At 39.1% G+C, this 21,933-nt stretch carries 19 protein-coding genes; 6 read left to right on the forward strand and 13 right to left on the reverse strand.

What is annotated here, in order from left to right:
• Positions 1-36: 36 nt before the first annotated feature.
• Positions 37-612 carry a DUF6580 family putative transport protein gene (locus F0919_RS05165; RefSeq protein WP_150031642.1) on the reverse strand — a complete coding sequence of 192 codons (576 nt, stop codon included), beginning with the start codon at positions 610-612 and terminating at the stop codon, positions 37-39.
• 81 nt (positions 613-693) lie between these two features.
• Positions 694-945, reverse strand: coding sequence for a GlsB/YeaQ/YmgE family stress response membrane protein (locus F0919_RS05170; RefSeq protein WP_150031643.1), 252 nt, complete (start codon positions 943-945; stop codon positions 694-696).
• Between the two features lie 112 nt (positions 946-1,057).
• Between F0919_RS05170 and paaD the strand changes: the two genes are divergently transcribed.
• Positions 1,058-1,558, forward strand: coding sequence for a 1,2-phenylacetyl-CoA epoxidase subunit PaaD (gene paaD / locus F0919_RS05175; protein ID WP_150031644.1), 501 nt, complete (start codon positions 1,058-1,060; stop codon positions 1,556-1,558).
• Between the two features lie 138 nt (positions 1,559-1,696).
• Positions 1,697-2,590 carry a cyanophycinase gene (locus F0919_RS05180; RefSeq protein ID WP_150031645.1) on the forward strand — a complete coding sequence of 298 codons (894 nt, stop codon included), beginning with the start codon at positions 1,697-1,699 and terminating at the stop codon, positions 2,588-2,590.
• A 90-nt stretch (positions 2,591-2,680) separates the two neighbouring features.
• On the opposite strand, the gene F0919_RS05185 is transcribed toward F0919_RS05180, so the two are convergent.
• The 3 genes from F0919_RS05185 to F0919_RS18810 all read right to left on the reverse strand — a co-directional run bounded on the left by F0919_RS05185 (position 2,681) and on the right by F0919_RS18810 (position 7,697).
• Positions 2,681-5,650 carry a right-handed parallel beta-helix repeat-containing protein gene (locus tag F0919_RS05185; protein ID WP_150031646.1) on the reverse strand — a complete coding sequence of 990 codons (2,970 nt, stop codon included), beginning with the start codon at positions 5,648-5,650 and terminating at the stop codon, positions 2,681-2,683.
• Between the two features lie 274 nt (positions 5,651-5,924).
• On the reverse strand, positions 5,925-7,382 hold the full coding sequence (locus F0919_RS05190; RefSeq protein ID WP_150031647.1) for an aldehyde dehydrogenase: 1,458 nt from the start codon (positions 7,380-7,382) through the stop codon (positions 5,925-5,927).
• 57 nt (positions 7,383-7,439) lie between these two features.
• The gene (locus tag F0919_RS18810) at positions 7,440-7,697 is read right to left on the reverse strand and encodes a cysteine-rich CWC family protein (RefSeq protein ID WP_150031648.1); all 258 of its coding nucleotides are present in this window, start codon (positions 7,695-7,697) and stop codon (positions 7,440-7,442) included.
• 48 nt (positions 7,698-7,745) lie between these two features.
• Here F0919_RS18810 and F0919_RS05200 point away from each other — a divergent pair, with 48 nt between their 5' ends.
• On the forward strand, positions 7,746-7,949 hold the full coding sequence (locus tag F0919_RS05200; RefSeq protein ID WP_150031649.1) for a hypothetical protein: 204 nt from the start codon (positions 7,746-7,748) through the stop codon (positions 7,947-7,949).
• Between the two features lie 11 nt (positions 7,950-7,960).
• Positions 7,961-8,431 carry a nucleotidyltransferase gene (locus F0919_RS05205; RefSeq protein WP_150031650.1) on the forward strand — a complete coding sequence of 157 codons (471 nt, stop codon included), beginning with the start codon at positions 7,961-7,963 and terminating at the stop codon, positions 8,429-8,431.
• Between the two features lie 61 nt (positions 8,432-8,492).
• On the opposite strand, the gene F0919_RS05210 is transcribed toward F0919_RS05205, so the two are convergent.
• The 8 genes from F0919_RS05210 to F0919_RS05245 form a co-directional block, all read right to left on the reverse strand.
• Positions 8,493-10,862: a ribonucleoside-diphosphate reductase subunit alpha gene (locus tag F0919_RS05210; protein WP_150031651.1), complete on the reverse strand. Its 2,370-nt coding sequence runs from the start codon at positions 10,860-10,862 to the stop codon at positions 8,493-8,495.
• Between the two features lie 44 nt (positions 10,863-10,906).
• Entirely contained in the window at positions 10,907-11,875 is a 969-nt protein-coding gene (locus F0919_RS05215; RefSeq protein WP_190277270.1) for a ribonucleoside-diphosphate reductase small subunit, read from the reverse strand.
• Between the two features lie 467 nt (positions 11,876-12,342).
• Positions 12,343-12,732 (reverse strand): hypothetical protein, encoded by a 390-nt coding sequence (locus tag F0919_RS05220; protein ID WP_150031653.1) that lies wholly within the window; start codon positions 12,730-12,732, stop codon positions 12,343-12,345.
• 106 nt (positions 12,733-12,838) lie between these two features.
• Positions 12,839-14,650, reverse strand: a complete 1,812-nt coding sequence (locus F0919_RS05225; protein ID WP_150031654.1) for a T9SS type A sorting domain-containing protein — start codon at positions 14,648-14,650, stop codon at positions 12,839-12,841.
• Positions 14,651-14,748: 98 nt separating this feature from the next.
• Entirely contained in the window at positions 14,749-16,140 is a 1,392-nt protein-coding gene (locus F0919_RS05230; RefSeq protein ID WP_150031655.1) for an NAD(P)(+) transhydrogenase (Re/Si-specific) subunit beta, read from the reverse strand.
• Between the two features lie 113 nt (positions 16,141-16,253).
• Entirely contained in the window at positions 16,254-16,586 is a 333-nt protein-coding gene (locus tag F0919_RS05235) for a four helix bundle protein (protein ID WP_150031656.1), read from the reverse strand.
• An 87-nt stretch (positions 16,587-16,673) separates the two neighbouring features.
• Positions 16,674-16,994, reverse strand: coding sequence for an NAD(P) transhydrogenase subunit alpha (locus F0919_RS05240; RefSeq protein WP_150031657.1), 321 nt, complete (start codon positions 16,992-16,994; stop codon positions 16,674-16,676).
• A 43-nt stretch (positions 16,995-17,037) separates the two neighbouring features.
• Positions 17,038-18,171, reverse strand: a complete 1,134-nt coding sequence (locus F0919_RS05245) for a Re/Si-specific NAD(P)(+) transhydrogenase subunit alpha (protein ID WP_150031658.1) — start codon at positions 18,169-18,171, stop codon at positions 17,038-17,040.
• 304 nt (positions 18,172-18,475) lie between these two features.
• On the opposite strand from F0919_RS05245, the gene F0919_RS05250 reads away from it, so the two are divergent.
• Positions 18,476-19,132, forward strand: coding sequence for a 3-oxoacid CoA-transferase subunit B (locus F0919_RS05250; RefSeq protein ID WP_150031659.1), 657 nt, complete (start codon positions 18,476-18,478; stop codon positions 19,130-19,132).
• A 214-nt stretch (positions 19,133-19,346) separates the two neighbouring features.
• Positions 19,347-21,791 carry an outer membrane beta-barrel protein gene (locus F0919_RS05255; protein ID WP_190277271.1) on the forward strand — a complete coding sequence of 815 codons (2,445 nt, stop codon included), beginning with the start codon at positions 19,347-19,349 and terminating at the stop codon, positions 21,789-21,791.
• Positions 21,792-21,933 lie beyond the last annotated feature (142 nt).

Genomic DNA, 21,933 nt, shown 5'->3' on the forward strand with positions numbered 1-21,933 from the left:
CCTGATTTTTAATTTTGACTCTTGAAACTATATTGATTAAGCAACTGCTTTAGTTGCCATTACTTTGTTTTTAATTAACGCATAAGCACCAAAAAGGATACCGCTAAAAAGCACATCGCCAATAATTCCGTTTAAAAACAATTCTGTTGCAAACTCGTTCCTGTAAAATGGTATAGCAGCAATATATGTAGCTGTCAGACCTTGTAATCCGCCACCATAATATCCGCTAAGAAAAACACCAAAATTGGAAACTAACCAGAATAATAAGGAACCGCCGATTGTAAATCCTAAAACATTTGCGGCATTTACTTTCTTCATAAAAATACCCAATAATACAACCAATGCCATTCCTCCGTAAACAAAGAATTGACTAATACCATAGAAGCCGTTTTGATGCACTAACTGCAGGTATATATCTGAAATTAAATAAGCAGTCAAAGGCAAAATGAAGGCGTAAGACTTACGTTTCAATACTGCGCCGCTAAATAAGCTCATGGCTACCATTGGCCCGAAATGATACCAATGCATTTCTGCGTTCAGAATTCTGGATGCTACGGCAACAAGTATCAACGCGATACACAATAGAAGGCTACGGCTATTATTTTCTTTCATATTCATTCATTTGAATTTGTGTGGCAAAATTAGGACATTTTTCGGGCAATTAAAAGCCATCCTGAGATTAATAGAATAAAGCTATTTGCTCCTGAAGCCCTGATAAATAAATAATAAAATCAGCGCGCCGCCAATGGCAAGGCCAAAACTGCGTAAATCAAACCCGTTAACCGTTCCCCAGCCGATTTTCACACCAATAAAACCGCCTACCATTGCGCCTACAATACCCAATGCAATGGTTATCAGACAACCTTGAGGATTTTTGCCGGGCATGATAGCCTTAGCGAGTAAACCTGCAATTAACCCAAATATTAGCCAGGATAATATTCCCATATACACTTAATTTTTTTATTTATGAGCCTTAATAATTCAAAATCATACCGGAATAGATTTAAAATGAAAATTACATCGTTTTGCGCTACGAAAAAAACTTAATTTTGCAGAGATGAGTGAAGAGAATATTGCTATGTCGCAAGTATATCAATGGCTTTCCGAAATTTCGGACCCGGAGATCCCTGCTGTTTCCATTCTGGATTTGGGAATTGTACGCGATGTTATATTGATTGATGACGGAGCCGAAATTTCTGTAACTATTACACCAACATATAGCGGTTGCCCTGCCATGGATTTGATTAGTATGCAAATCAGGATGGCATTGATGAGCCGTGGTTTTAAGAAAGTTCATATTGAAATGCAACTGGCCCCTGCGTGGACAACCGATTGGATTACCGAAAAAGGTAAAGCTAAAATGAAAGCGTATGGTATTGCACCGCCCATCCGTAAGGCAAAAGATGCTTTAGGTCTTTTTGAGGAAGATGAAGTGGAATGTCCGCATTGTCATAGTTTCCATACAGAAATGGTAAGCCAATTTGGTGCCACAAGCTGCAAGTCTATGTATCGATGTCTTGACTGTAAAGAGCCTTTTGAGCATTTTAAATGTCATTAATCTTACCGGTATTAAAATAAATTTCAGCATACTCAATTGATTCAATCATATTTTTACTATGTTTGATTATAATGGTAATAAAACAATAACATTGCCATAAAGATTACACAATAATTTTTAAGTAAAACGTTAGCATACATGGTTCCTGCAGGCAAATTAATCATAATCGGGGGGGCAGTTGACAAAGGCAGTTTCAGTGAATCCAATTTTGAAAAAGAAGTGGAAAAAAATCTGAACTTTTTTGAAACGGGAATATTGAAAAAATTAATAAAGGAATCAAGGCTCAAAGAAGATTCCAGAATTGAGGTTATAACTACAGCTTCAAAAATTCCGAGGATAGTGGGACCTGAATATTTAAAAGCATTTGAGTATTTAGGCGCAACCAATGTAGATGTACTTCACATCGAGACCCGTGAGCAAGCTATGCATGTAAGCGTTACAGAGCGCATCAAAAAGGCAGATGTTGTACTATTTACCGGCGGAGACCAGCTAAGGCTCACTTCTATTTTAGGTGGCACGGAAATGCATGACATGATGCTTGCCAAATATCAGAACGAAGATTTTATTTATGCAGGAACGTCTGCGGGCGCTGCTGCTGCTTCCAGTAGCATGATTTATCAGGGCTCCAGCTCCGAAGCGCTGCTGAAAGGTGAAATAAAAATCACCAGTGGCTTAGGGTTTATTGATGATGTAGTTATTGATACCCACTTTGTACACAGAGGCCGTATTGGCCGCTTGTTTCAGGCTGTAGTAAGCAATCCCCGCACATTAGGAATTGGTTTGGGAGAAGATACAGGCCTCCTTATTACCAATGGAAATATGATGGAAGCTATTGGCTCCGGATTGGTAATATTGGTAGATGGCCGCCAGATAAAAGATACCAATATCACGCAGGTTCCGATGGGCGCCCCCATTTCTATTAAGAACCTTATTGCGCATGTAATGAGTCATAATGATGTTTATGATTTGGCACAAAGAGAATTAACGATTATGGACGATATTATAGCTTTTAATGAAGCAGAGGATGAGTAGGGTTAACGAAAAGCAAATGGCGTATTCAGTTAAAAAGAAGGTCCCACATTTTGAAAATGCGGGACCCTCTTTTTAACTGAATATAATATCTTATTCCTTAACTATTTTCGCAGCCTGGCCGTTTTGCATTTTCAGGATGTAAATACCATTTACAAGTCCTGTTAATGGAAGTTCCTGAGACTTACGGTCCATCATAATTTCTTTGACCATTCTTCCATAAGCATCTGTAAGAATAGCTTTGGTACGCAGTAGTTTCATGTCACTGATATTGATATGAACCATTTCTTTTGCAGGATTCGGCGCAATTGTAAATGTGTTAGCTATTTTATTTACGTCATTTATACCATCCGGGCCAGGAGTCAGAGTAATGGCATCTGTCGCACTACATCCATTGCTATTGGTAACAGCTACAGAATAGGCACCTGGCGTATTTACGGTTATTGTCTGCGTTGTGGCACCTGTACTCCAAAGATAAGCAGACCCTGAATTTCCTGCGTCAAGAGTTATGGATGCACCCGCCGCAATAACAGCATCGTTTCCAAGATTGACGATTGGCAATGGATTTACCGTCACCTCAATAGTATCTGTTGCTGTACCTGCCGTATTGGTCAATGTCACAAAATAAATACCACTTGCATTGACTGTGATAGATTGCGAACTTGCACCGGTGCTCCATGTATAGGTTGTACCGGAATAGTAATCTGCCTGAAGTGTGATGCTGCCACCCACACAAAAAGAGGTATCGTTTCCTAAATTCACAACGGGTTGAAGAATAGTATATTCAAGTGCACCCATGTCTACAATATTGGCATATATGCGGCCATTGCCGGCAAGATCGGTTGTAATGTAAGATGGTATAGAATCATTATTCCCTGTATTTATACAAGGGCTGGCGCTTTGCAACTGATAATTACCTGCACCGGATGTATCAACAAATAAAGGGTTTGCCGTGCCATCCAGGTTATGAGCAACAGCATCTGCCGGAAGCCCCTGAACCAAACTGTAAGCTACATTGGCAGATGAAGTACCATCATTATAAATTCCTGAAAAATTACCCCACAATATAGTATTGCTTATTTGAGGAGTTGAACCGGAAGCATTATACATGCCACTACCGTTCAAGTTAGCTTTGTTACGCAACATGCTGCAATTAACGATACGCGGCCGGGAGTTCCAGTTGAAAATAGCCGCCCCTACACTGTCTGCTTTGTTTTGTGCAAAAATACAGTTGCTGATATCGATGTAAGAGGAAGAATAATTATAAATAACGCCGCCGGTTTTAGCTGTATTTGTTTTAAAATTACAATTCTCTATAGAGGAATTTTGTGAAGTTGAATACAGATTGAAATTATACATTACGCCACCTGAAGCACCGGCTGCAGTATTACCCGAAAAACTACAACTATCAAAATCAAAGTAATTCTGGAAGTCGGTATAGATAGCGCCGCCATTGCCGGTATTGCCTGCAATGTTATTATTGAAATCACATTCAGAAAGTATCAGACCTCCGTTATAACTGTAAATAGCTCCACCGCCGCCTTTTTTATTGTTACCATAACCTGTATTGTTTGAAAAAGTGCATTGTGTAAAATGGGCGAAACCATTAGCGTTATAAACCGCGCCACCGCCTCCTCTGTCGCTACCGCCGGTAACCTCATTCCCTTTATTACCTGTAAAAATGCATTGGCTTACATTGGGCGAAGAAGAGTAATTATACATACCGCCGCCGCCCACAAAGCCTGCACCGCCATTGAACAGATAACTACCGCTGCCGGTATTATTTGTAAAAGTGCAACCTGTAACCGTAGCATTGGCCTGGCTGTTATACATACCGCCACCACCGCCATAATCAGCGCTGCTTTTGAAAGATGTATTTGCTGTAAATACGCAATTACTGATGGTGGGCGTGCAGCCATAATTCATCATGCCGCCACCGCCTATTTTCTGGTCAGAATTTCCGAAAGAGTTGGTTGTGCTGCTGTTTCCTGTAAAGCTACAATTAGTAACAGTAGCATCTGAACCCCAGTTGGACATGCCACCACCACCGGCATTTTTACTCAGGTTATTGGTGAAGGTACAATCGCTTATAGCAGGTTCGCCTTGTTCGTTCATCATACCACCACCCCCGCCGTAGCCAGTATTGCTGGTGAACGTACAATTACTCATTACCATAGAAAGGGTGCCATAGGAATAAGTATATATGCCTCCTCCGAAATATGCTTTATTATTGGAAAAACTGCAATCAGTGATAACCGGCGCTGATGGATGACTGATAGTAAAAGATATATTGCAGATGCCCCCACCCGAGCCTCCGCTACCACTATTGGTACCGGTGCCGCTTACCACAGTATTGTTATTACTGAAAGTACAATTGCTTATAGTGGGTGACGATTCATCATTGCAGATGCCCCCGCCGCCGCTTACCTGATCAATTGTATATCCCAGATAGCCTTCCACACTGTTATTTGAGAATGTGCAATGGTTTATTACAGGATTTGAACGATAATTATACATACCACCACCTTTTAAAATGGCCTGAGTCACAAAAGGAGCGAGTGTTAATGAATTGTCGGAAAATATACAATTGCTTATGGTAGGTGATACCCCGGCATTATACATGGCAGCGCCGCTATAGGCATAGCTGCGTACTATGTGGGCGCCTGTAATGGTAAAGCCGTCTATCATGGCGGCGTTGGTTAATCCGTTCTGGTCGTTGCGGATGATGCTGCCATAGTTTGCTTTCAGCCTGGTGATGTTGCTTTGGAAATTACGCTGTGTAAAAGCAGTGTTTGTATTTAAAAATCCGCCAAAAATTTTCACCCCTTCTTTCATGACAAAATAAGAAGCGCTGTCGGGCAAATAAGTGCCTTTAGCTACCCAAACACTATCTCCTGCATTGGCGGCATTAATGCCTGATTGAAAATTTGAAAAGGCAGTAGCCCATGAATTACCGTTTTGATTACCGCCTGCCTGGGAACTATCTACAAATACAACGGTTGCAAATGCCGGTAACGAAAACAGGCTTATAGTCAATGCAAATAAAAGATTTCTGAGCGACATGGATCTGGTGGTATTTAGAATTAGTTTATAAAGGTGGTCGTAGTTCTTAAAAAAGAATGCAATTTACTAATACTCAAAAATAAAAATGCCCGAATTATCAGAAATATCAGGTATTTTTTGTTAATGTCCTTTTTGTCGTTGCTCTTTATTGATACTTCGACATAACGAATTGTAATTTGTCAGTAATCTTGACGAGTAATAATCATACACCGGATTTATCTAAAAAAATTGGCAATGAAATGAATTTCATTGCCAATTCAGATTATAGTGATCCTTATAATTCTATACAAACATTTTTTGGCTCGGTAAAGAAGCGCATCGCCTCCCAGCCGCCTTCGCGGCCAACTCCGGAGTTTTTGAAGCCACCAAACGGAGTACGTAAATCACGCAGCAACCAACAGTTCACCCAAATGATGCCACTATGAACTTTATTGGCAAGGCGATTGGCGCGGGTTACATTCTCTGTCCAGATAGTTGCAGCTAAACCATAATCACTTGTATTGGCCAACACCAACGCTTCTTCTTCTGTTTTAAAAGATTGTAAAGTCACAACCGGTCCAAAGATCTCTTCCATATTGGTACGGCAATCAGGGCCGAGGCCTTCTATGATAGTAGGCTCTATGAAATAACCATTGGCACAACGGCCTTCCGGTTTCACAGCTTTGCCACCTGACAGAATTATGCCACCTTCTTCTTTTGCGAGTTCAATACAGCTCAATACTTTTTCATAATGCAACTTGCTCACAATAGCACCCTGTTTAGATGTATCCAATAACGGATCTCCAGGTTGCAACGCTTTTACGCGTTCTATAAATTCTGTTTTGAATTTTTCATAAATACTTTCTTCTACTAATATACGGCTGCCGCAAAGGCAAATCTGGCCTTGGTTTGCGAAAGAAGATTGTATTGTAGTGCGCATCATTTTATCCCAATCACAATCGGCAAATATGATATTAGGGTTCTTACCTCCTAATTCCAGGGAAAGTTTTTTGAACATAGGTGCCGCTGTAGCTGCAATATCTTTACCCGCACGGGTACTGCCTGTGAATGAAATGGCTTTTATTTCCGGATGGCTCACAATAACAGAACCACAATTGGGACCATTGCCATGAACAATATTTAATACACCAGCCGGTAAGCCTGCCTGCTGGCAAATCTCGCTTAATAAATAACCTGTCATAGGCGTTACTTCCGATGGCTTTGCAATCACACAATTACCCATAGCCAATGCGGGCGCTATTTTCCAGGTAAAAAGATACAAAGGAAGGTTCCAGGGAGATATGCAACCAACTACGCCAATCGGATTACGCAAAGTATAATTGATAGCCTTACCCTGCATGCCATGACTTTCAGAAGCGAAATGCATAAGGCCGGTGGCAAAAAACCTGAAATTATCAGATGCGCGTGGAATATCTACTTTCTTACTGAGCCAGAGCGGCTTGCCATTATCGTTGGATTCGGCTAATGCAAAAGCTTCCAGATTTTCATCTATTAATTCAGCTATTTTATTCAATATTTTAAAACGGAACTCAGGCGAGCTGGTGCTCCATGCGGAGAAGGCCTGCTTCGCTGCATCTACCGCCAATTGCACGTCATCGGCATCACTATCTGGCGTCTGGCTATAAACCTCTCCTGTGGCGGGGTTTACATTATCCATAAACTTTCCGCTTTCAGGGTCGGAAAACTCACCATTTATATAATTCAGAATTTGTTTCGGAGCTTCTAATTTCATGAGGGCAAAGGTAAACCCAATTGGGAATATTTGAAACAGTAATATTCAGCAACCATTTTAATCCCCTTTCTGTTCTTCGGCAATTTGCTTCAGTTCCTTCAAACAATGAATACAAAGGCAATCATGGTAATTCTGTTTTGCAATAAACTTCTTTTCTGCTTCGGTAAATGAAATGCCACTACATTGACAAGCCGCAATGTTTGACGGATTACAGATGAAACCTTTGTGGCAGCGGGGACATTGTTTAGTGAAAGAAGATTGCATTGGTGTCTGTTCTGATGGCAAATATAAAAGAAGGATATTTACCGGCAACATTAACAGCAAGAAGTTCGTCTTGGAAAACTTTTGTATTTTTGTAACTCAATGGGTAAAGTAAAAATATACGACACTTCTGTACCTCGTTCTCAAATTGTGGCCGAGCGTGAAGCCGAATATTTATCCCAATCTCCCCAAGAAAAACTGAGCCGTTTGTTTGCACTCATCCGCTTGTCAGTAAAAATGAACGGAGGTAATCCTTTGAAACAACCTCAGGGCAAAGGCCTCGTAATTTCCCGCAAAAATAAATAATCATATCTTGTATGGATACAGGTAGCGAAGAAATGCTTTTGCTGATTAAGACCTTTGAAGCATTCCAGGTGAAATATCTCATTGTCGGCGGCTTTGCTGTAAACAGATATGGGTTTAACCGCACAACCGGTGATTTTGATATTTATTTAAAAGATTCTGACATTAACAGACGTCAACTTATCAAAGCCCTTGATGCAATGGGTTATGGCCAGTTCGAAATGCTTATGGATGTTCCCATAATTGCCGGTTATTGTGAAATAATGATGGATGACGGTATGTATGCCGATTTAATGACCGACATTCCGGGACTTGAGCAACCGGAATTCGATAAGTATTTCGATATGGCAACTGTTGACAATATGGACGGATATGTTGTGCGATATTTACATTACAATCATTTAATCCGAAACAAAGAGGCAACAGGAAGAACAAAGGATTTATTGGATTTGGAAGAGCTAAAACGTATTAATAAAGACAAATAAAAAACGTCCCGATTCACATCAGGACGTTATCAATTTATATAACCGATTCAAAAAACTCGGATTAACTACCGCACGCAAGACACTCATCACGATTATCCAAAGAACATGCAATTTCACTTGCTTGTGTTTCTTTGCTTTCCATCTGAGGACGATTCAGCGCAGCTACATCCACATCTACAGTGAATTTGATAGCATCTGCCGCTGCTTTCGTACGCAGGTAATACATACCTGTTTTCAAGCCTTTGCGCCATGCGTGAAAATGCATAGATGTTAATTTTGCAAAGTTCGGCTGATCCACAAACAGATTCAATGATTGTGATTGACAGATATAAGCGCCACGGTCCGCAGCCATGTCAATGATAGAACGTTGCTTGATTTCCCAAACGGTTTTGTAGATTTCTTTCAGATCAGCAGGTACTTCTGCAATGTTCTGAACAGAACCATTTTCAGCAATCAATCTGTTCTTCATTTTATTATCCCAAAGACCCAAAGCAATCAAATCTTTCAATAAATGTTTGTTTACTACAGCAAACTCACCTGACAATACACGACGGTTGTAAACATTGCTTGTATAAGGTTCAAAACACTCATTGTTACCAAGAATCTGAGAGGTAGAAGCTGTAGGCATTGGAGCCAATAATAGAGAATTACGAACACCATATTTCACCACATCGGCACGTAAGGTATCCCAATCCCAACGGTCAGTTGGTGTTACATTCCAAAGATCAAACTGGAATTTACCTTCGCTTAAAGGAGAGCCTTTGAATGTTTCGTAAGCACCATGCTCTTTAGCCAATTCCATAGATGCTTCCATCGCACCGAAGTAAATTGTTTCGAAAATATCGCGGTTCAGGATAGCAGCTTCTTCGCTTTCAAATGGCAAACGTAATAACATAAACGCATCTGCCAAGCCTTGAACACCAATACCCACAGGGCGGTGACGTTTGTTGGAATTTTCTGCTTCAGGTAATGGATAGTAGTTACCATCGATTACTTTGTTAAGATTACGTGTAACAATTTTAGAGATTTCATACAATTTTTTGAAATCAAAATTAGTGCCGTCAGAAACGAAACGAGGCAATGAAATAGAAGCCAGGTTACATACAGCTACTTCGTCAGGGGCAGTATATTCAATAATTTCCGTACAAAGGTTAGAGCATTTTATCGTGCCAAGATTCTTTTGATTTGATTTTTCATTGGCTGCATCTTTATAAAGAATGTAAGGTGTTCCTGTTTCAATTTGTGCTTCCAGAATAGAATTCCACAATTCACGCGCAGGAATGGTTTTTCTTTGTTTGCCTTCCTGCTCCAACTGAATAAATCTTTCTTCAAATGCAGCACCATAAAGCTCTTCAAGACCTTTGGCTTCATTAGGACAGAATAATGACCAGTCAGCATTTGCCTCCACGCGTTTCATGAATAAATCGGAAACCCATAATGCAGGAAATAAATCTCTCGCACGCATTTCTTCTTTACCATGATTTTTACGAAGATCAAGAAACTCCATAATATCTGCGTGCCATGTTTCCAGATAAATAGCAAACGCACCTTTACGTTTACCGCCACCTTGATCTACATAACGGGCAGTGTCATTGAATACACGCAACATCGGAATGATACCATTGCTTACGCCGTTTGTTCCTTTGATATAGCTTCCTGTAGCACGGATGTTGTGGATGTTTAGACCAATACCGCCTGCACTTTGAGAAATCACAGCACAACGTTTCAATGTTTCAAAAATGCCGTCGATGCTATCTTCTTTCATGCTCAATAAGAAACAAGAAGACATTTGTGCTTTCGGTGTACCGGCATTAAATAAAGTTGGTGTTGCATGTACGAACCATTTTTCACTCATCAGATTATAAGTCTCAATGGCTGCATCAATATCATGTTTGTGGATACCGATCGCAACGCGCATAAACATGTGTTGCGGACGTTCTGTAATCTTACCATTGGTTCGCAACAAGTAAGAGCGCTCTAATGTCTTGAATCCAAAATAATCAAAATGATAGTCGCGTTCGTAAATGATAGCGGAATCAATCTTATCTGCATTTTCTTTTACTACCGCATATACTTCATCAGAATACAAAGGCGCTTTTTCCTGTGTTTTCGAATCAATATAATTATATAAAATCTCTGCAACTTCAGAGAAAGATTTTTGAGTATTCTTGTGCAGGTTACTTACAGCAATACGGGCAGCTAACACAGCAAAATCAGGATGTTGTGTAGTGAACGATGCAGAAGTTTCAGCAGCAAGGTTATCCAGTTCGGTAGTGGTTACATTGTTATAAATGCCCTGAATTACCTTTTTAGATATTTCAATAATGTCATCAGAATTCACCTTAAGCCCGTAGCTGAGCTTCATAATTCTCGATGTGATTTTGTCGAAGTGTACGGCTTCCGGTTTGCCGCTGCGTTTAATTACGTACATATATAGAGGGGTTAATTTTTTATTTTTAATAATAGTTTATTGCACTAAAAATCTTCATCCATTGTGAACTCGCTACTTCCTTTATCCTTGTTCGCCACACCGCTTTTTGCATATTCACCTACACGTCTTTCGAAGAAGTTGGTCTTGCCTTGTAAAGAAATCATTTCCATAAAATCGAATGGATTGACTGCGTTCCATACTTTGCTGCATCCTAATGCCAATAACAATCTGTCAGCTACAAATTCAATATATTGGCACATTAAATCGGCATTCATTCCAATCAATCGTACAGGCAATGCATCACTCACAAATTCTTTCTCGATTTCAACAGCATGACGGATAATATCTTTCACTGTTTCTTCCGGCAAACGATTTACAATATGTGTGTTGTATAATAAACAAGCAAAATCGCAATGCAAACCTTCATCACGGCTAATCAACTCATTCGAGAAGGTTAAACCCGGCATCAGGCCACGTTTTTTCAACCAGAAAATAGAGCAGAAACTACCTGAAAAGAAAATACCCTCAACTGCCGCAAATGCTATCAATCTTTCAGCAAAAGAACCTTGCCCAATCCAACGCAACGCCCATTCTGCCTTCTTCTGAACACAAGGAATAGTATCTACAGCACGTAATAAATGGTCTTTTTGAGTATTGTCTTTAATGTAAGTATCAATCAATAAAGAGTACATTTCAGAATGGATATTCTCAATCATAATCTGAAATCCATAGAAACAACGTGCTTCGGGATATTGTACTTCCTGCAGAAAGTTAATGGCAAGGTTTTCATTTACAATACCATCGCTTGCTGCGAAAAAAGCCAGGATATGTGAAATGAAAAAGCGTTCATCTTCATTTAGTTTATTATTCCAGTCCACCATGTCAGGCGACAAATCTACTTCTTCAGCAGTCCAGAAACTGGCTTCTGCTTTTTTGTAAAATTGCCAGATATCGTCATGTTTAATGGGGAAAATGACGAAGCGGTCTTTATTGTCTGCAAGTATCGGTTCCATGTATATTTTGATCTATATTTCTTCTTTTAATTGTTTGCCTGAATTATTACAGAGTCGATATCTAATCCCGTTTTTTATTATAAAAAGATGACAGGAGCATTATTGACTCAAAAATCTGAACAAATTATTAGTTGTGCGTTAAAGCAATTTTCTTTATTGTGGTAAAAGCGTCAAACTCTTTCTGTAAGTGGTATTGTATGTTTAAAAGAGTCCTTCGCCGGATATTCCTTATTTCTTAGAACTTATTTCCTCTTTGAATTCGAAAATCTATCGCCTTAATGCTTTACAAAGATGTAATTCTCAGAAGAAAAAACTTGTGCAAGATTTGCACAGGATGTGTATAACGAGAGTGGAAAACAATAAAAGCCACAACTGTGGCTTTATAGGCATAAATGGTAATTTTTCTTATGATAAAAAGAAAGTTTTATCATAAGAAAGAAGATCCATTCAGATTTATTAAAAAAAAATTAATTAGAAGCAGCGGTTATCGTTTTTCTTCTCCGCCATTCGTCTAATGTAGTTCTGTCACCTTGCTCAAGGTCTTCAATATAAATCATTTTGCCGGGCAAATCAACATAGAAGTAAAAATGAGGTTGAAAACGGTTATTGCCCTGATAGCCGGCTTCAACTTTATATAAGTTTGTAACTGCATCAGGCGGGGTAATGTGTAATTGAATACGTTGCACCCGGCTTGTAATAGAATCATATACTTTGTCTTTGGCTCGTACTTCAGGCAAAGCCATAATGATTTTCTTTACCGAATCTTCTGAACCAAAGTTAATCTGATTATCCTCTTGACTGAAAGCAGGTGTTGCAGTGGTCAGGATTAGTAAAACAATGTTATATATCCTTTTCATGACTATATAACATCTAATCTGGTTTTTTGTTTAAGATGAATTTTCAGGGCAAAAAAATGGTCTCCTGTAAAGAAGACCATTTCCTATTTATCTGAATAACATTATATTATTTAGCTAACATTATTTTTTTCGTTGTAAAATTATCACCATTGCTAAATCTGATAAGATACACACCATTAGCATAAGCACTCAAATCAAAAGTGTAAGCTCCGTTCAATATGTTCTTTAAATGATAGGTACCTTGTTTTGCTCCTGTAACATTAAAAATATCTACATCCACATCTGAAGCGGAAGCAAAATTAATCCTTGCAGTTACAATACCTGTTGAAGTCGGGTTTGGATAGATGCTGATATTATTGTCTAATAAAGCGTTATTATTAGTAATACCTGTCGAACCAAAATCTGAACAATTTGATTTTAACGGGTCCAATGTCATAACACCTGAATTAGTTGGATCCAGCCATGGTTTCAACATTCTGTTATCAAAGTTTCCATCTTCTGAATAATCCCACGCAAGACTGAATTTTCCATACTCTACAAATCTGTAGAAGTCGGAATGATCGCCTTTTCCGCTGGTAGCGCAACTTGGGTCAGGATTACCTGCAACAGAAGCAATTCCAATAATGCGACCGTTACCATCAAACAAAGAACTGCCGGAAGAACCACCTTCAATGCCGCCTGAATCTATATCAGAAATCAACCAATGGGTGCCTGGTCCCATAGAACCGCCTGCTTCGCCATTTGGGTTAAGTGCATTATAAGTAGTTACTTTTTTCACATCGCCTGCCGGATGATGAAATCCGATATATCTTTTAGGATAAACCAGGTTTGCAGGCATAGTTGTTGCTCTGTTCCAGCCTGATTGATAAACATCCCATGAAACAGGAATTGCATTTTTCAATTCCACTAATAGAAAGTCGCCATTGATTTCCGGAGGGCTGGCATCTATGTAATTAGCTCTTGCTCTGAAATTAACACCTGTTAAAGTATTTACCTGAGCTGCTGCTCCAAGCCCACAGCTCTTTCTCTCAAAGTTGAATCTTACAAGCAGTTGTGAAAACGGAGCACCACTTGTATCATTATTAGGTTCACAGTGTGTTGCTGTTAATAGGTAATTTTTACAACTTGATGCAGTATTACCTGTATTATTTACTAAAGAAGCGCTACAAAAAAATCCGTCCGGATGAATAATCTGAACAGTTGATTTACGTTGTTTCGGATAATTTACACCTAGAGGACAGATAGCATTTATCTGACAGGTAGAAGAACTTCCTTCTATTCCCAAAGGATCGACATCCGTTGGTTTGGATTGATTAGCATCCTCTGCTTGCTGATATTTGTTTAAATATTCATAAGAGCGGAAATACACCAACGCCTTATTCATGTGTAGTTGAATTGCATTCAGATCTACACCCGGCTCAATATTTAATTCGATATTTACGATTTCGCCTAATACCGGTTCGTTTGCAAATAAATTATCATCAGAATTGTTTGCAGATGTAAAAGATCCTAAGATTTGATTTTCATTATCATTTGATAAGAACATTTTTACACCTTCGGGTAATCTGAAGTTATCATAATACAGACCGATGGCGGGTGCTCCCTGAATTTGAATCTGGGCACGCCATACCTTTGAATTGTCTGCCTGTGTAACCATTGAGCCACTGGATGGAAAACTTAATTCAGTATTGACAGGAAGTGCAACCTGGTAAGGTCTTGCCAAACCGATGCTCTCGTCTTTTTCTCTTTTTGCAATAAAGGTGTTCCAATCCGGAGCTACGTAACTCAGTTTAGGTACATAACCTGCATTCTTTATTGGCGACTGCATGCTTTTGGGCAATCCGCCATTACTTAACTGAGCCTGAGCTGTTAAGCCACATGTCCCGAGGAGGAACATGCTTAAATAAAATTTCTTCATAAAAGAGTTAATATATAATGAAACAATTTTTTGGGAATGTAAAATACTATGTTAAATTCAATTTAAAAGTTAACAACAAATATTTGTTTTTCCCTAACTTAAAGCGCTTTCAATTCTCCTACCAGATCCTGCAATACTTTCTTTGCATCTCCAAACAACATAGAAGTCTTAGGCTTAAAGAATAAATCGTTTTCTATACCGGCATAGCCCGGCTTCATGCTACGCTTGTTAACTATAATATGTTCGGCTTGCTCCACTTCCAGAATGGGCATACCATAAATAGGGCTTGATGGATCTTCTTTTGCAGCCGGATTCACAACATCATTCGCTCCTAAGATCAGAACAACATTTGTTGTGCCAAACTCTGAATTTGCATCTTCCATTTCCATCAGTTTTTCATACGGCACATCTGCTTCTGCCAACAAAACATTCATATGCCCTGGCATACGGCCCGCCACAGGATGAATGCCATATTTCACTTCCACGCCTTTTTCCTCCAGCAATTTTTCCAATTCATGACAAGCATGTTGTGCCTGCGCTACTGCCAATCCGTAACCGGGAATGATAAATACTTTTTGAGAATAGGCTAATAACACCGCAGTATCGTTCAGGCTGATTTCTTTATAAGCACCTTGCTCTTTAGAGCTACTTCCACCGCTTGCAGCATTATTACCAAAAGAACCGATTAATACATTTTTAAGAGAGCGGTTCATGGCCTTACACATCAGCATGGTAAGAATGGTTCCTGCTGAACCTACTAAAATACCACCCGTCAACATTACGGGGTTATTATAAAGAAAGCCGCCGAAAGCTGCCGCAACACCTGTAAAGGAATTCAATAAGGAAATAACAACAGGCATGTCAGCACCGCCAATAGGCATTACAAACAAGACACCGTAAAGAGCAGCAACTGCTAATATGCCATAAAATACAACAGGTGTTGCACAGAAGCCGGTAATGAGCATTACAGCTAATACAACTAAAGCTGCCCAAAGAATAAAGTTGATAATTTGTGCACCAGGAATAGCTTTGTCTTTTATCTTGCCATTCAATTTGCCCCATGCAATTATACTTCCTGCAAAGGATACGGTTCCTATTATCATACCAAGCACGATAACAATAAGCATGCCTTTGTCAGCGCTTGGATTATGATGATATTCAATCACCGAAATCAACATCGCACAAGCACCGCCCATACCATTGAAAAGGCTTACCATTTCAGGCATTGCCGTCATTTGTACTTTCTTTGCTGCCAAGGTTCCTAATACCGTCCCTATTACAAGTCCGCCAAAAATCCAGGGATAATTTCCCAGAGTATTACCTTGTTCATCATGGTATAGAAAGATGGTAGCAAAAATTGCAAGTGTCATACCTGCAGCAGCTACAAGATTTCCTTTCCTTGCAGAATCAGGATGGGACAACATTTTAAGCCCTACAATAAAAGTAATTGAACCAATAAGATAAGAAAGCGGAAGTATGATGTTTTCCATAATTTATAAAATTTCAAAAATCAAATCCCAAATTCCAAATATCAAATCCTGAGCTATCACTCTGGAACTATCAAATTAAAAAATGGATTTAAATTTTCTTAAGAAGTAATGTTTTAAGATAGTTTATTTAAGATTGCAGATAATATTCGCTTTAGTTCCTCCGCTTCCTTTTCTAATATTTGTTTTTGCTTTTCATCATCAGATATTAATAGTTTTAACCAATATTGAGTTTCTTTAGCTTCCTTTCTCGAGATATTTATTTTCATCTTCATATCTTGCTTGCCAAGGCTTTCATTGGCCTCTATATAATTAGCTCCAATCGAGGATGAAGAACGAATAATTTGTTTTATGTAAACAAGATTAATAGTATCATGCTTCAACACTTTGCAAAAATCCCTTATCGCCCTTGCAAAGACTAAACACCTTTCCTCTAAATCGTAAATCATAATCAAAGTTTAAAATTGCGATTAATAGATTCATTGGTTCAATATTTTGCCTTGGTTGTTGGGATTTGCCATTTGGAATTTGTTATTTTATTTCTTCTTTTTCTTCGAAAACATTTCCAGCATTCTGTCCGTAACTACAAATCCGCCTACCACATTTAATGTTCCGAGAATAACAGCCAGGAAGCCTAAGGTCAATGCCAGATAATCATCTGAGGGAGCCTGCCCCATAACGATAATGGCCCCGATGATAACAACACCGTGAATCGCATTGGCGCCACTCATTAATGGCGTATGTAAAACGGACGGAACCCGACCTATTACTTCTATTCCTAAAAAGATACTGAGAATAACAATAGTCAGCAAACGATATGTTGCCGGATCCGAAAAGAGGTTTTGCAAAAAGTCCATTTGTATATTTTTAATATAGGTTAATCAGAATATTTCTTTACAACTAAACCGCCTGCAACATTCCTGCCACACGCTCATTTACAATTTTACCTTCATGTGCTATACAAGCGCCTTTTACTAAATCATCTTCAAAGTTGAGGTTCAGCTGACCATCTTTGTCGATAATAAGTTTAAGGAAATTCTGAATATTCTTGCTGTACATTTTACTGGCATCGGAAGGTGCAGTTGCATACAATGCAGAATCGCCTATTATGGTTACGCCATTTTCCACAATGGTTTCGTTATCTTTTGTAAAATCGGTGTTACCACCCGAAAATGCCGCCAAATCAATAATTACGGAACCGGCTTTCATATTAGCAATCATTTCTTTTGTGATAAGAATAGGTGCCTTTCTGCCCGGGATCTGAGCCGTAGTTATAATTACGTCTGCCTTAGCTGCATGTTCCGCAATTTTTGCTTTCTGCCTTTGCTGAAAATCTTCGCTTTGTTCCACAGCATAACCTCCGGCTTTGCTGGCATCAGCGGCGCCTTCTACCTCCACAAATTTTGCACCAAGGCTCATCACCTCTTCTTTAACCGCAGGACGTGTATCAAAAACATCTACCACACAACCCAGACGCCTTGCTGTTGCTACTGCCTGTAGCCCGGCCACACCTGCGCCCAATATCAACATTTTAGCAGGAGGAATACTCCCGGCGGCAGTCATGAACATGGGAAAATAGCGTGGAAAAACATTTGCTGCAAGCAATACCGCTTTATAGCCTGCAATATTTGCCTGGGAACTCAATACATCCATTGCCTGGGCACGTGTTGTCCTCGGTAGCATATCCAGACTGAAAAGTGTAATATCTTTCTTTGCCAGTTCTTCCATTTTTGCAACATGAAACAAAGGCTGAAATACACCAATGATAACACTCCCCGGTTTCAGGTTATTTAATGTTTCGTGGTCGGGAAGATTAATGGAAAGCAGGATGTCATTTTGAGTCAGTATCTCACTGCGGTTAGCAATTTGCACTCCGGCGCCTTCATATTGCTGATTGGAATGAAAAGCTTTTGCCCCGGCATCGGCCTCCAACAAAACCTTGATGTTATTTTTCACAAAAGACGCGGCAATGTCCGGGTTCAGCGATACGCGCGTTTCTTTCCCGGGTTCTTTCAATACACCGATTGTTAGCATGCTTGTTGTTGTTTTTTTCAATGAATGATTTGCGGAGACACAAACCACAGCTCTTTGTTTTTCAATACAATTCTTCTCACAATATATAAAAAAATCCAGTTCCTGAAAAAACAAATTCAAAAATCAAAAATCAAAAACTCAGATCCGATTCCTGGTTTCAATAATGTACGACAGGACCTTTATAAAACATTCAAATGCATATTCCCCGAAATTCATTTATTTTGCGCAGCAATAACAAAGTCAATCTCGTGTTTGATTTTTTGTTATCCGGAGTTTTTTACTTTTTAATTTTGAAATATTATATATGGCTTTAGATAAAACACAAATTGCTAAACGCATTTCTCAGGAATTAAAAGACGGTATGTATGTCAACCTGGGCATTGGCATTCCTACACTGGTGGCAAATTTTGTGCCGACCGATATTGAAATTGAATTGCAAAGCGAAAATGGCATGTTAGGTATCGGCCCATTCCCTACAGAAGAAAATGTGGATGCAGATTTGATTAATGCAGGCAAGCAAACCGTTACATTACGCACCGGCGGCAGTTATTTCGACAGCGCTTTAAGTTTCGGAATGATTCGCGCAGGGAAAGTCGATCTTACGGTTTTAGGTGCAATGGAAGTTGCTGATAATGGTGATATTGCCAACTGGAAGGTTCCGGGTAAAATGGTAAAAGGCATGGGCGGCGCAATGGATTTGGTTGCTTCTGCAAAAAATATCATTGTTGCCATGCAGCATACAGATAAAGCAGGCAATTCAAAACTACTGGACAAATGTTCTTTACCGATCACGGGATTGAAATGTGTGAAAAAAGTAGTTACTGATTTAGGTGTGTTTGAAATTACATCCGATGGTTTCCTTTGTACGGAATATGCACCCGGTGTAACAATTGAAGAGATCCGTTCAAAAACAGCCGGTCGTTTAACTATTGCTCCTGACGTAAAAGAGGTAAATGTTTAATTGATTTACAGAAGATATAATGGTTAGTAGAGACGTTGCATTGCAACGCCTCTACTTGTTTAAAGAAACTTCATTTGGCTTCCTTCATTAGTACATTATAAAAATCCCCCTTCTTGGGTGATGCCAAAAACGGCCACAGTAAAGCATTTCACCCGATTGGGGTTAATGATCAGTTATGAATCGGAATTACCTTTATGGCATAAAATCCGGGTTCATGAAAAAGGCTTTACTTACTTCCATTCTTTCTTTATTAACGTTAATGGTTTCATTCGGTCAGGATAAATTTACTGTATCAGGTTCTGTTAAAGACATCAAGCAAGAAGCTGCAATCGGAGCTTATGTGTTGTTGATGAAGGATACCATTCTTATTAAAACTGCTTTAACAGATGCAGATGGTAAATACTTATTTGAAAACATAGCGACAGGTTCTTATTATATGAGTGCGTCATTGATGGGATATAAAACATTTAATTCCGACACTTTTCAATTGAATGCTTCAAAGCAAATGCCTGACTTTATTTTGCCTCAGGGAGATAATGCATTGAATGAAGTGGTTATTAAATCCCTTAAGCCCTTTATAGAAGTGAAACCCAATATGCTTGTGGTGAATGTTGACAATAGCATTGTAAGCGCAGGCAGTTCTGTAATGGATGTATTGCAACGTTCTCCGGGCGTTAACGTGGATAATAATGACAATATTTCATTGAAGGGGAAACAAGGTGTTGTTATCTGGATTGACGGCAGGCCAACACCCATGCAGGGCGCTGATTTGGCGACTGTATTGAGAAGCATGCCTTCCAATTCTGTTGATAAAATTGAGATCATTTCCAATCCGGGAGCACGCTACGATGCAGCAGGAACAGCGGGAATTATTAATATCAAAACCAAGAAGGATAAACGTTTTGGTATGAATGGAACTGCAAGTGTAAATTACGGACAGGGGAAATATCCCAAATATGGTGCAGGCCTGAATTTAAACTATCGTAACAAGAAAGTGAATGTTTATGGGAATTATAATTATGCCTATCGTTATTGGTTCAATCATCTTAAGTTAGACCGCCGGTTTTTAGATACCACAACTGCACATAAGGATGAGCAACAGTTCCGGTATTTGCAAGACAATTACGCTTTATTCAACTTCAAAAACCATATAGCCAATACAGGTGTTGATTACAGCATTTCTCCCAATACATCTATTGGCGCTGCGTTCAGCTTTAGCACAAACAATTTTGAACCTGATGTAGAAAATCATTCGGAGGCTCTGGGCAGTAATAATGCATTGCTTTATGATTTTAACACTATTGGCCATCATGACAATTATTATTACAATTACTCCGGCAACCTGAATTTCAAACATGATTTTGATTCATCCGGAACAAATTTAAGTATTGATGCAGATTATGCAGCTTTTGGAAATTCAAGCAACCAGAATTTTGTCACGAATTACATTGCGCCCGATGGCAGCAAGTATCTGCCCGATTATTATTTAAAAAGTAATCTAAACGGTATTACTACCATTCAATCAATCAAAGCAGATTTTACCCATCCATTTAAAAGCGGGTTGAAAATGGAAGCAGGTGTTAAATCAAGCTTTGCAAAAGCTGACAACAATCCTTTGTTTTTTGAAATGGTGGACGGAAGCTATGAGCTGGACCCTAAGCGCAGTAATCATTTCATCTATAAAGAAAATATCAATGCAGGTTATGTAACATTCAGTAAAGAAGGACAGAAAATAAGCACACAAATAGGTGCAAGAATTGAAAACACCAATGCTAATTGGGAACAACTTACCACTAATCAAAAATATGATACAAGTTACGTACAGTTATTTCCAAGCATTGCCGCCCAATACCATCTTTCTCCCAAACATGATATAGGCCTGACATTGAGCCGACGTATAGAGCGCCCAAATTACGATCAGCTTAATCCGTTCAAATATTTCATAGACAAAACAACTTATAGAGAAGGCTATCCATATCTGAAACCTGCTTCTTTCTATTCCGTTGAATTATCGCATACTTTCAACCAAAGATTTGTAACAACCTTTACAGTCGGTGTCAATAAAGGTGTGATAGTTGAAGTAATACAACCAAGTGAAACAGAAGATTCTGTTACAGTGCAAACAAATAAAAATCTGAATCAGATGACTTTTGTGGGATTAAGCGGCGCTTATCCTTTCCAGATAACAAAATGGTGGAACAACGTTACCAATATTAATGTCTATTATGCTTTGTATCAGGGAAATATAGCCAATACGCCTTTACGCAACGGTAAACCTACCTTTGATTTGAATACCAACAATTCTTTTATGTTACCCAACGATTTTAGTGCGGAGTGCGGTTTATACTATCAGGCCAGACAGATATATGGCTATCTTGATGTAAACGCATTATGGATGCTGAATTTAGGTGTGCAGAAACATCTATTCAACAAAAAAGCAACATTGCGATTTAACATTCAGGATGTGTTTTTTAAAGGTTATCCAAGCGCACGTTCTAATTATACCGGCTATCAGGAAGATTTTGTAGCGATAAGAGAAACGCGTGTTGCCAATCTGAGTTTTACCTACCGGTTTGGTAAAAATACGGTTGCGCCGGCAAAACGCAGAAGTGGTGGTGCAGAGGAAGAGAAGAACAGGGCGCGCAGCGGAAACAGTTAATATCAATCTTTTTCATACACAAACATTTGTTTTGGAAGCCGTTGTTCTCAACGGCTTTTTTCATTTTCAGGATTCCGGGGAGAGATTATTATCATTATTTTTTGTAAATGTTTTAGATGGATGAATATGGTATAACCAATTC

Origin of the sequence: Taibaiella lutea (assembly GCF_008629695.1) — a bacterium.
GTDB classification, from domain to species: Bacteria; Bacteroidota; Bacteroidia; order Chitinophagales; family Chitinophagaceae; genus Taibaiella; species Taibaiella lutea.

Excerpts from the sequence above, each read along its gene's own strand:
- F0919_RS18810 (WP_150031648.1), bottom strand. The coding sequence starts at position 7,697 with ATGTTGCCGGTAAATATCCTTCTTTTATATTTGCCATCAGAACAGACA.
- F0919_RS05215 (WP_190277270.1), bottom strand. The coding sequence starts at position 11,875 with ATGGAACCGATACTTGCAGACAATAAAGACCGCTTCGTCATTTTCCCC.
- F0919_RS05185 (WP_150031646.1), bottom strand. The coding sequence starts at position 5,650 with ATGTCGCTCAGAAATCTTTTATTTGCATTGACTATAAGCCTGTTTTCG.
- F0919_RS05180 (WP_150031645.1), top strand. The coding sequence starts at position 1,697 with ATGGTTCCTGCAGGCAAATTAATCATAATCGGGGGGGCAGTTGACAAA.
- F0919_RS05225 (WP_150031654.1), bottom strand. The coding sequence starts at position 14,650 with ATGAAGAAATTTTATTTAAGCATGTTCCTCCTCGGGACATGTGGCTTA.
- F0919_RS05250 (WP_150031659.1), top strand. The coding sequence starts at position 18,476 with ATGGCTTTAGATAAAACACAAATTGCTAAACGCATTTCTCAGGAATTA.
- F0919_RS05240 (WP_150031657.1), bottom strand. The coding sequence starts at position 16,994 with ATGGACTTTTTGCAAAACCTCTTTTCGGATCCGGCAACATATCGTTTG.
- F0919_RS05200 (WP_150031649.1), top strand. The coding sequence starts at position 7,746 with ATGGGTAAAGTAAAAATATACGACACTTCTGTACCTCGTTCTCAAATT.
- F0919_RS05220 (WP_150031653.1), bottom strand. The coding sequence starts at position 12,732 with ATGAAAAGGATATATAACATTGTTTTACTAATCCTGACCACTGCAACA.
- F0919_RS05255 (WP_190277271.1), top strand. The coding sequence starts at position 19,347 with ATGAAAAAGGCTTTACTTACTTCCATTCTTTCTTTATTAACGTTAATG.
- F0919_RS05245 (WP_150031658.1), bottom strand. The coding sequence starts at position 18,171 with ATGCTAACAATCGGTGTATTGAAAGAACCCGGGAAAGAAACGCGCGTA.
- F0919_RS05205 (WP_150031650.1), top strand. The coding sequence starts at position 7,961 with ATGGATACAGGTAGCGAAGAAATGCTTTTGCTGATTAAGACCTTTGAA.
- F0919_RS05170 (WP_150031643.1), bottom strand. The coding sequence starts at position 945 with ATGGGAATATTATCCTGGCTAATATTTGGGTTAATTGCAGGTTTACTC.
- paaD (WP_150031644.1), top strand. The coding sequence starts at position 1,058 with ATGAGTGAAGAGAATATTGCTATGTCGCAAGTATATCAATGGCTTTCC.
- F0919_RS05165 (WP_150031642.1), bottom strand. The coding sequence starts at position 612 with ATGAAAGAAAATAATAGCCGTAGCCTTCTATTGTGTATCGCGTTGATA.
- F0919_RS05210 (WP_150031651.1), bottom strand. The coding sequence starts at position 10,862 with ATGTACGTAATTAAACGCAGCGGCAAACCGGAAGCCGTACACTTCGAC.
- F0919_RS05230 (WP_150031655.1), bottom strand. The coding sequence starts at position 16,140 with ATGGAAAACATCATACTTCCGCTTTCTTATCTTATTGGTTCAATTACT.
- F0919_RS05190 (WP_150031647.1), bottom strand. The coding sequence starts at position 7,382 with ATGAAATTAGAAGCTCCGAAACAAATTCTGAATTATATAAATGGTGAG.
- F0919_RS05235 (WP_150031656.1), bottom strand. The coding sequence starts at position 16,586 with ATGATTTACGATTTAGAGGAAAGGTGTTTAGTCTTTGCAAGGGCGATA.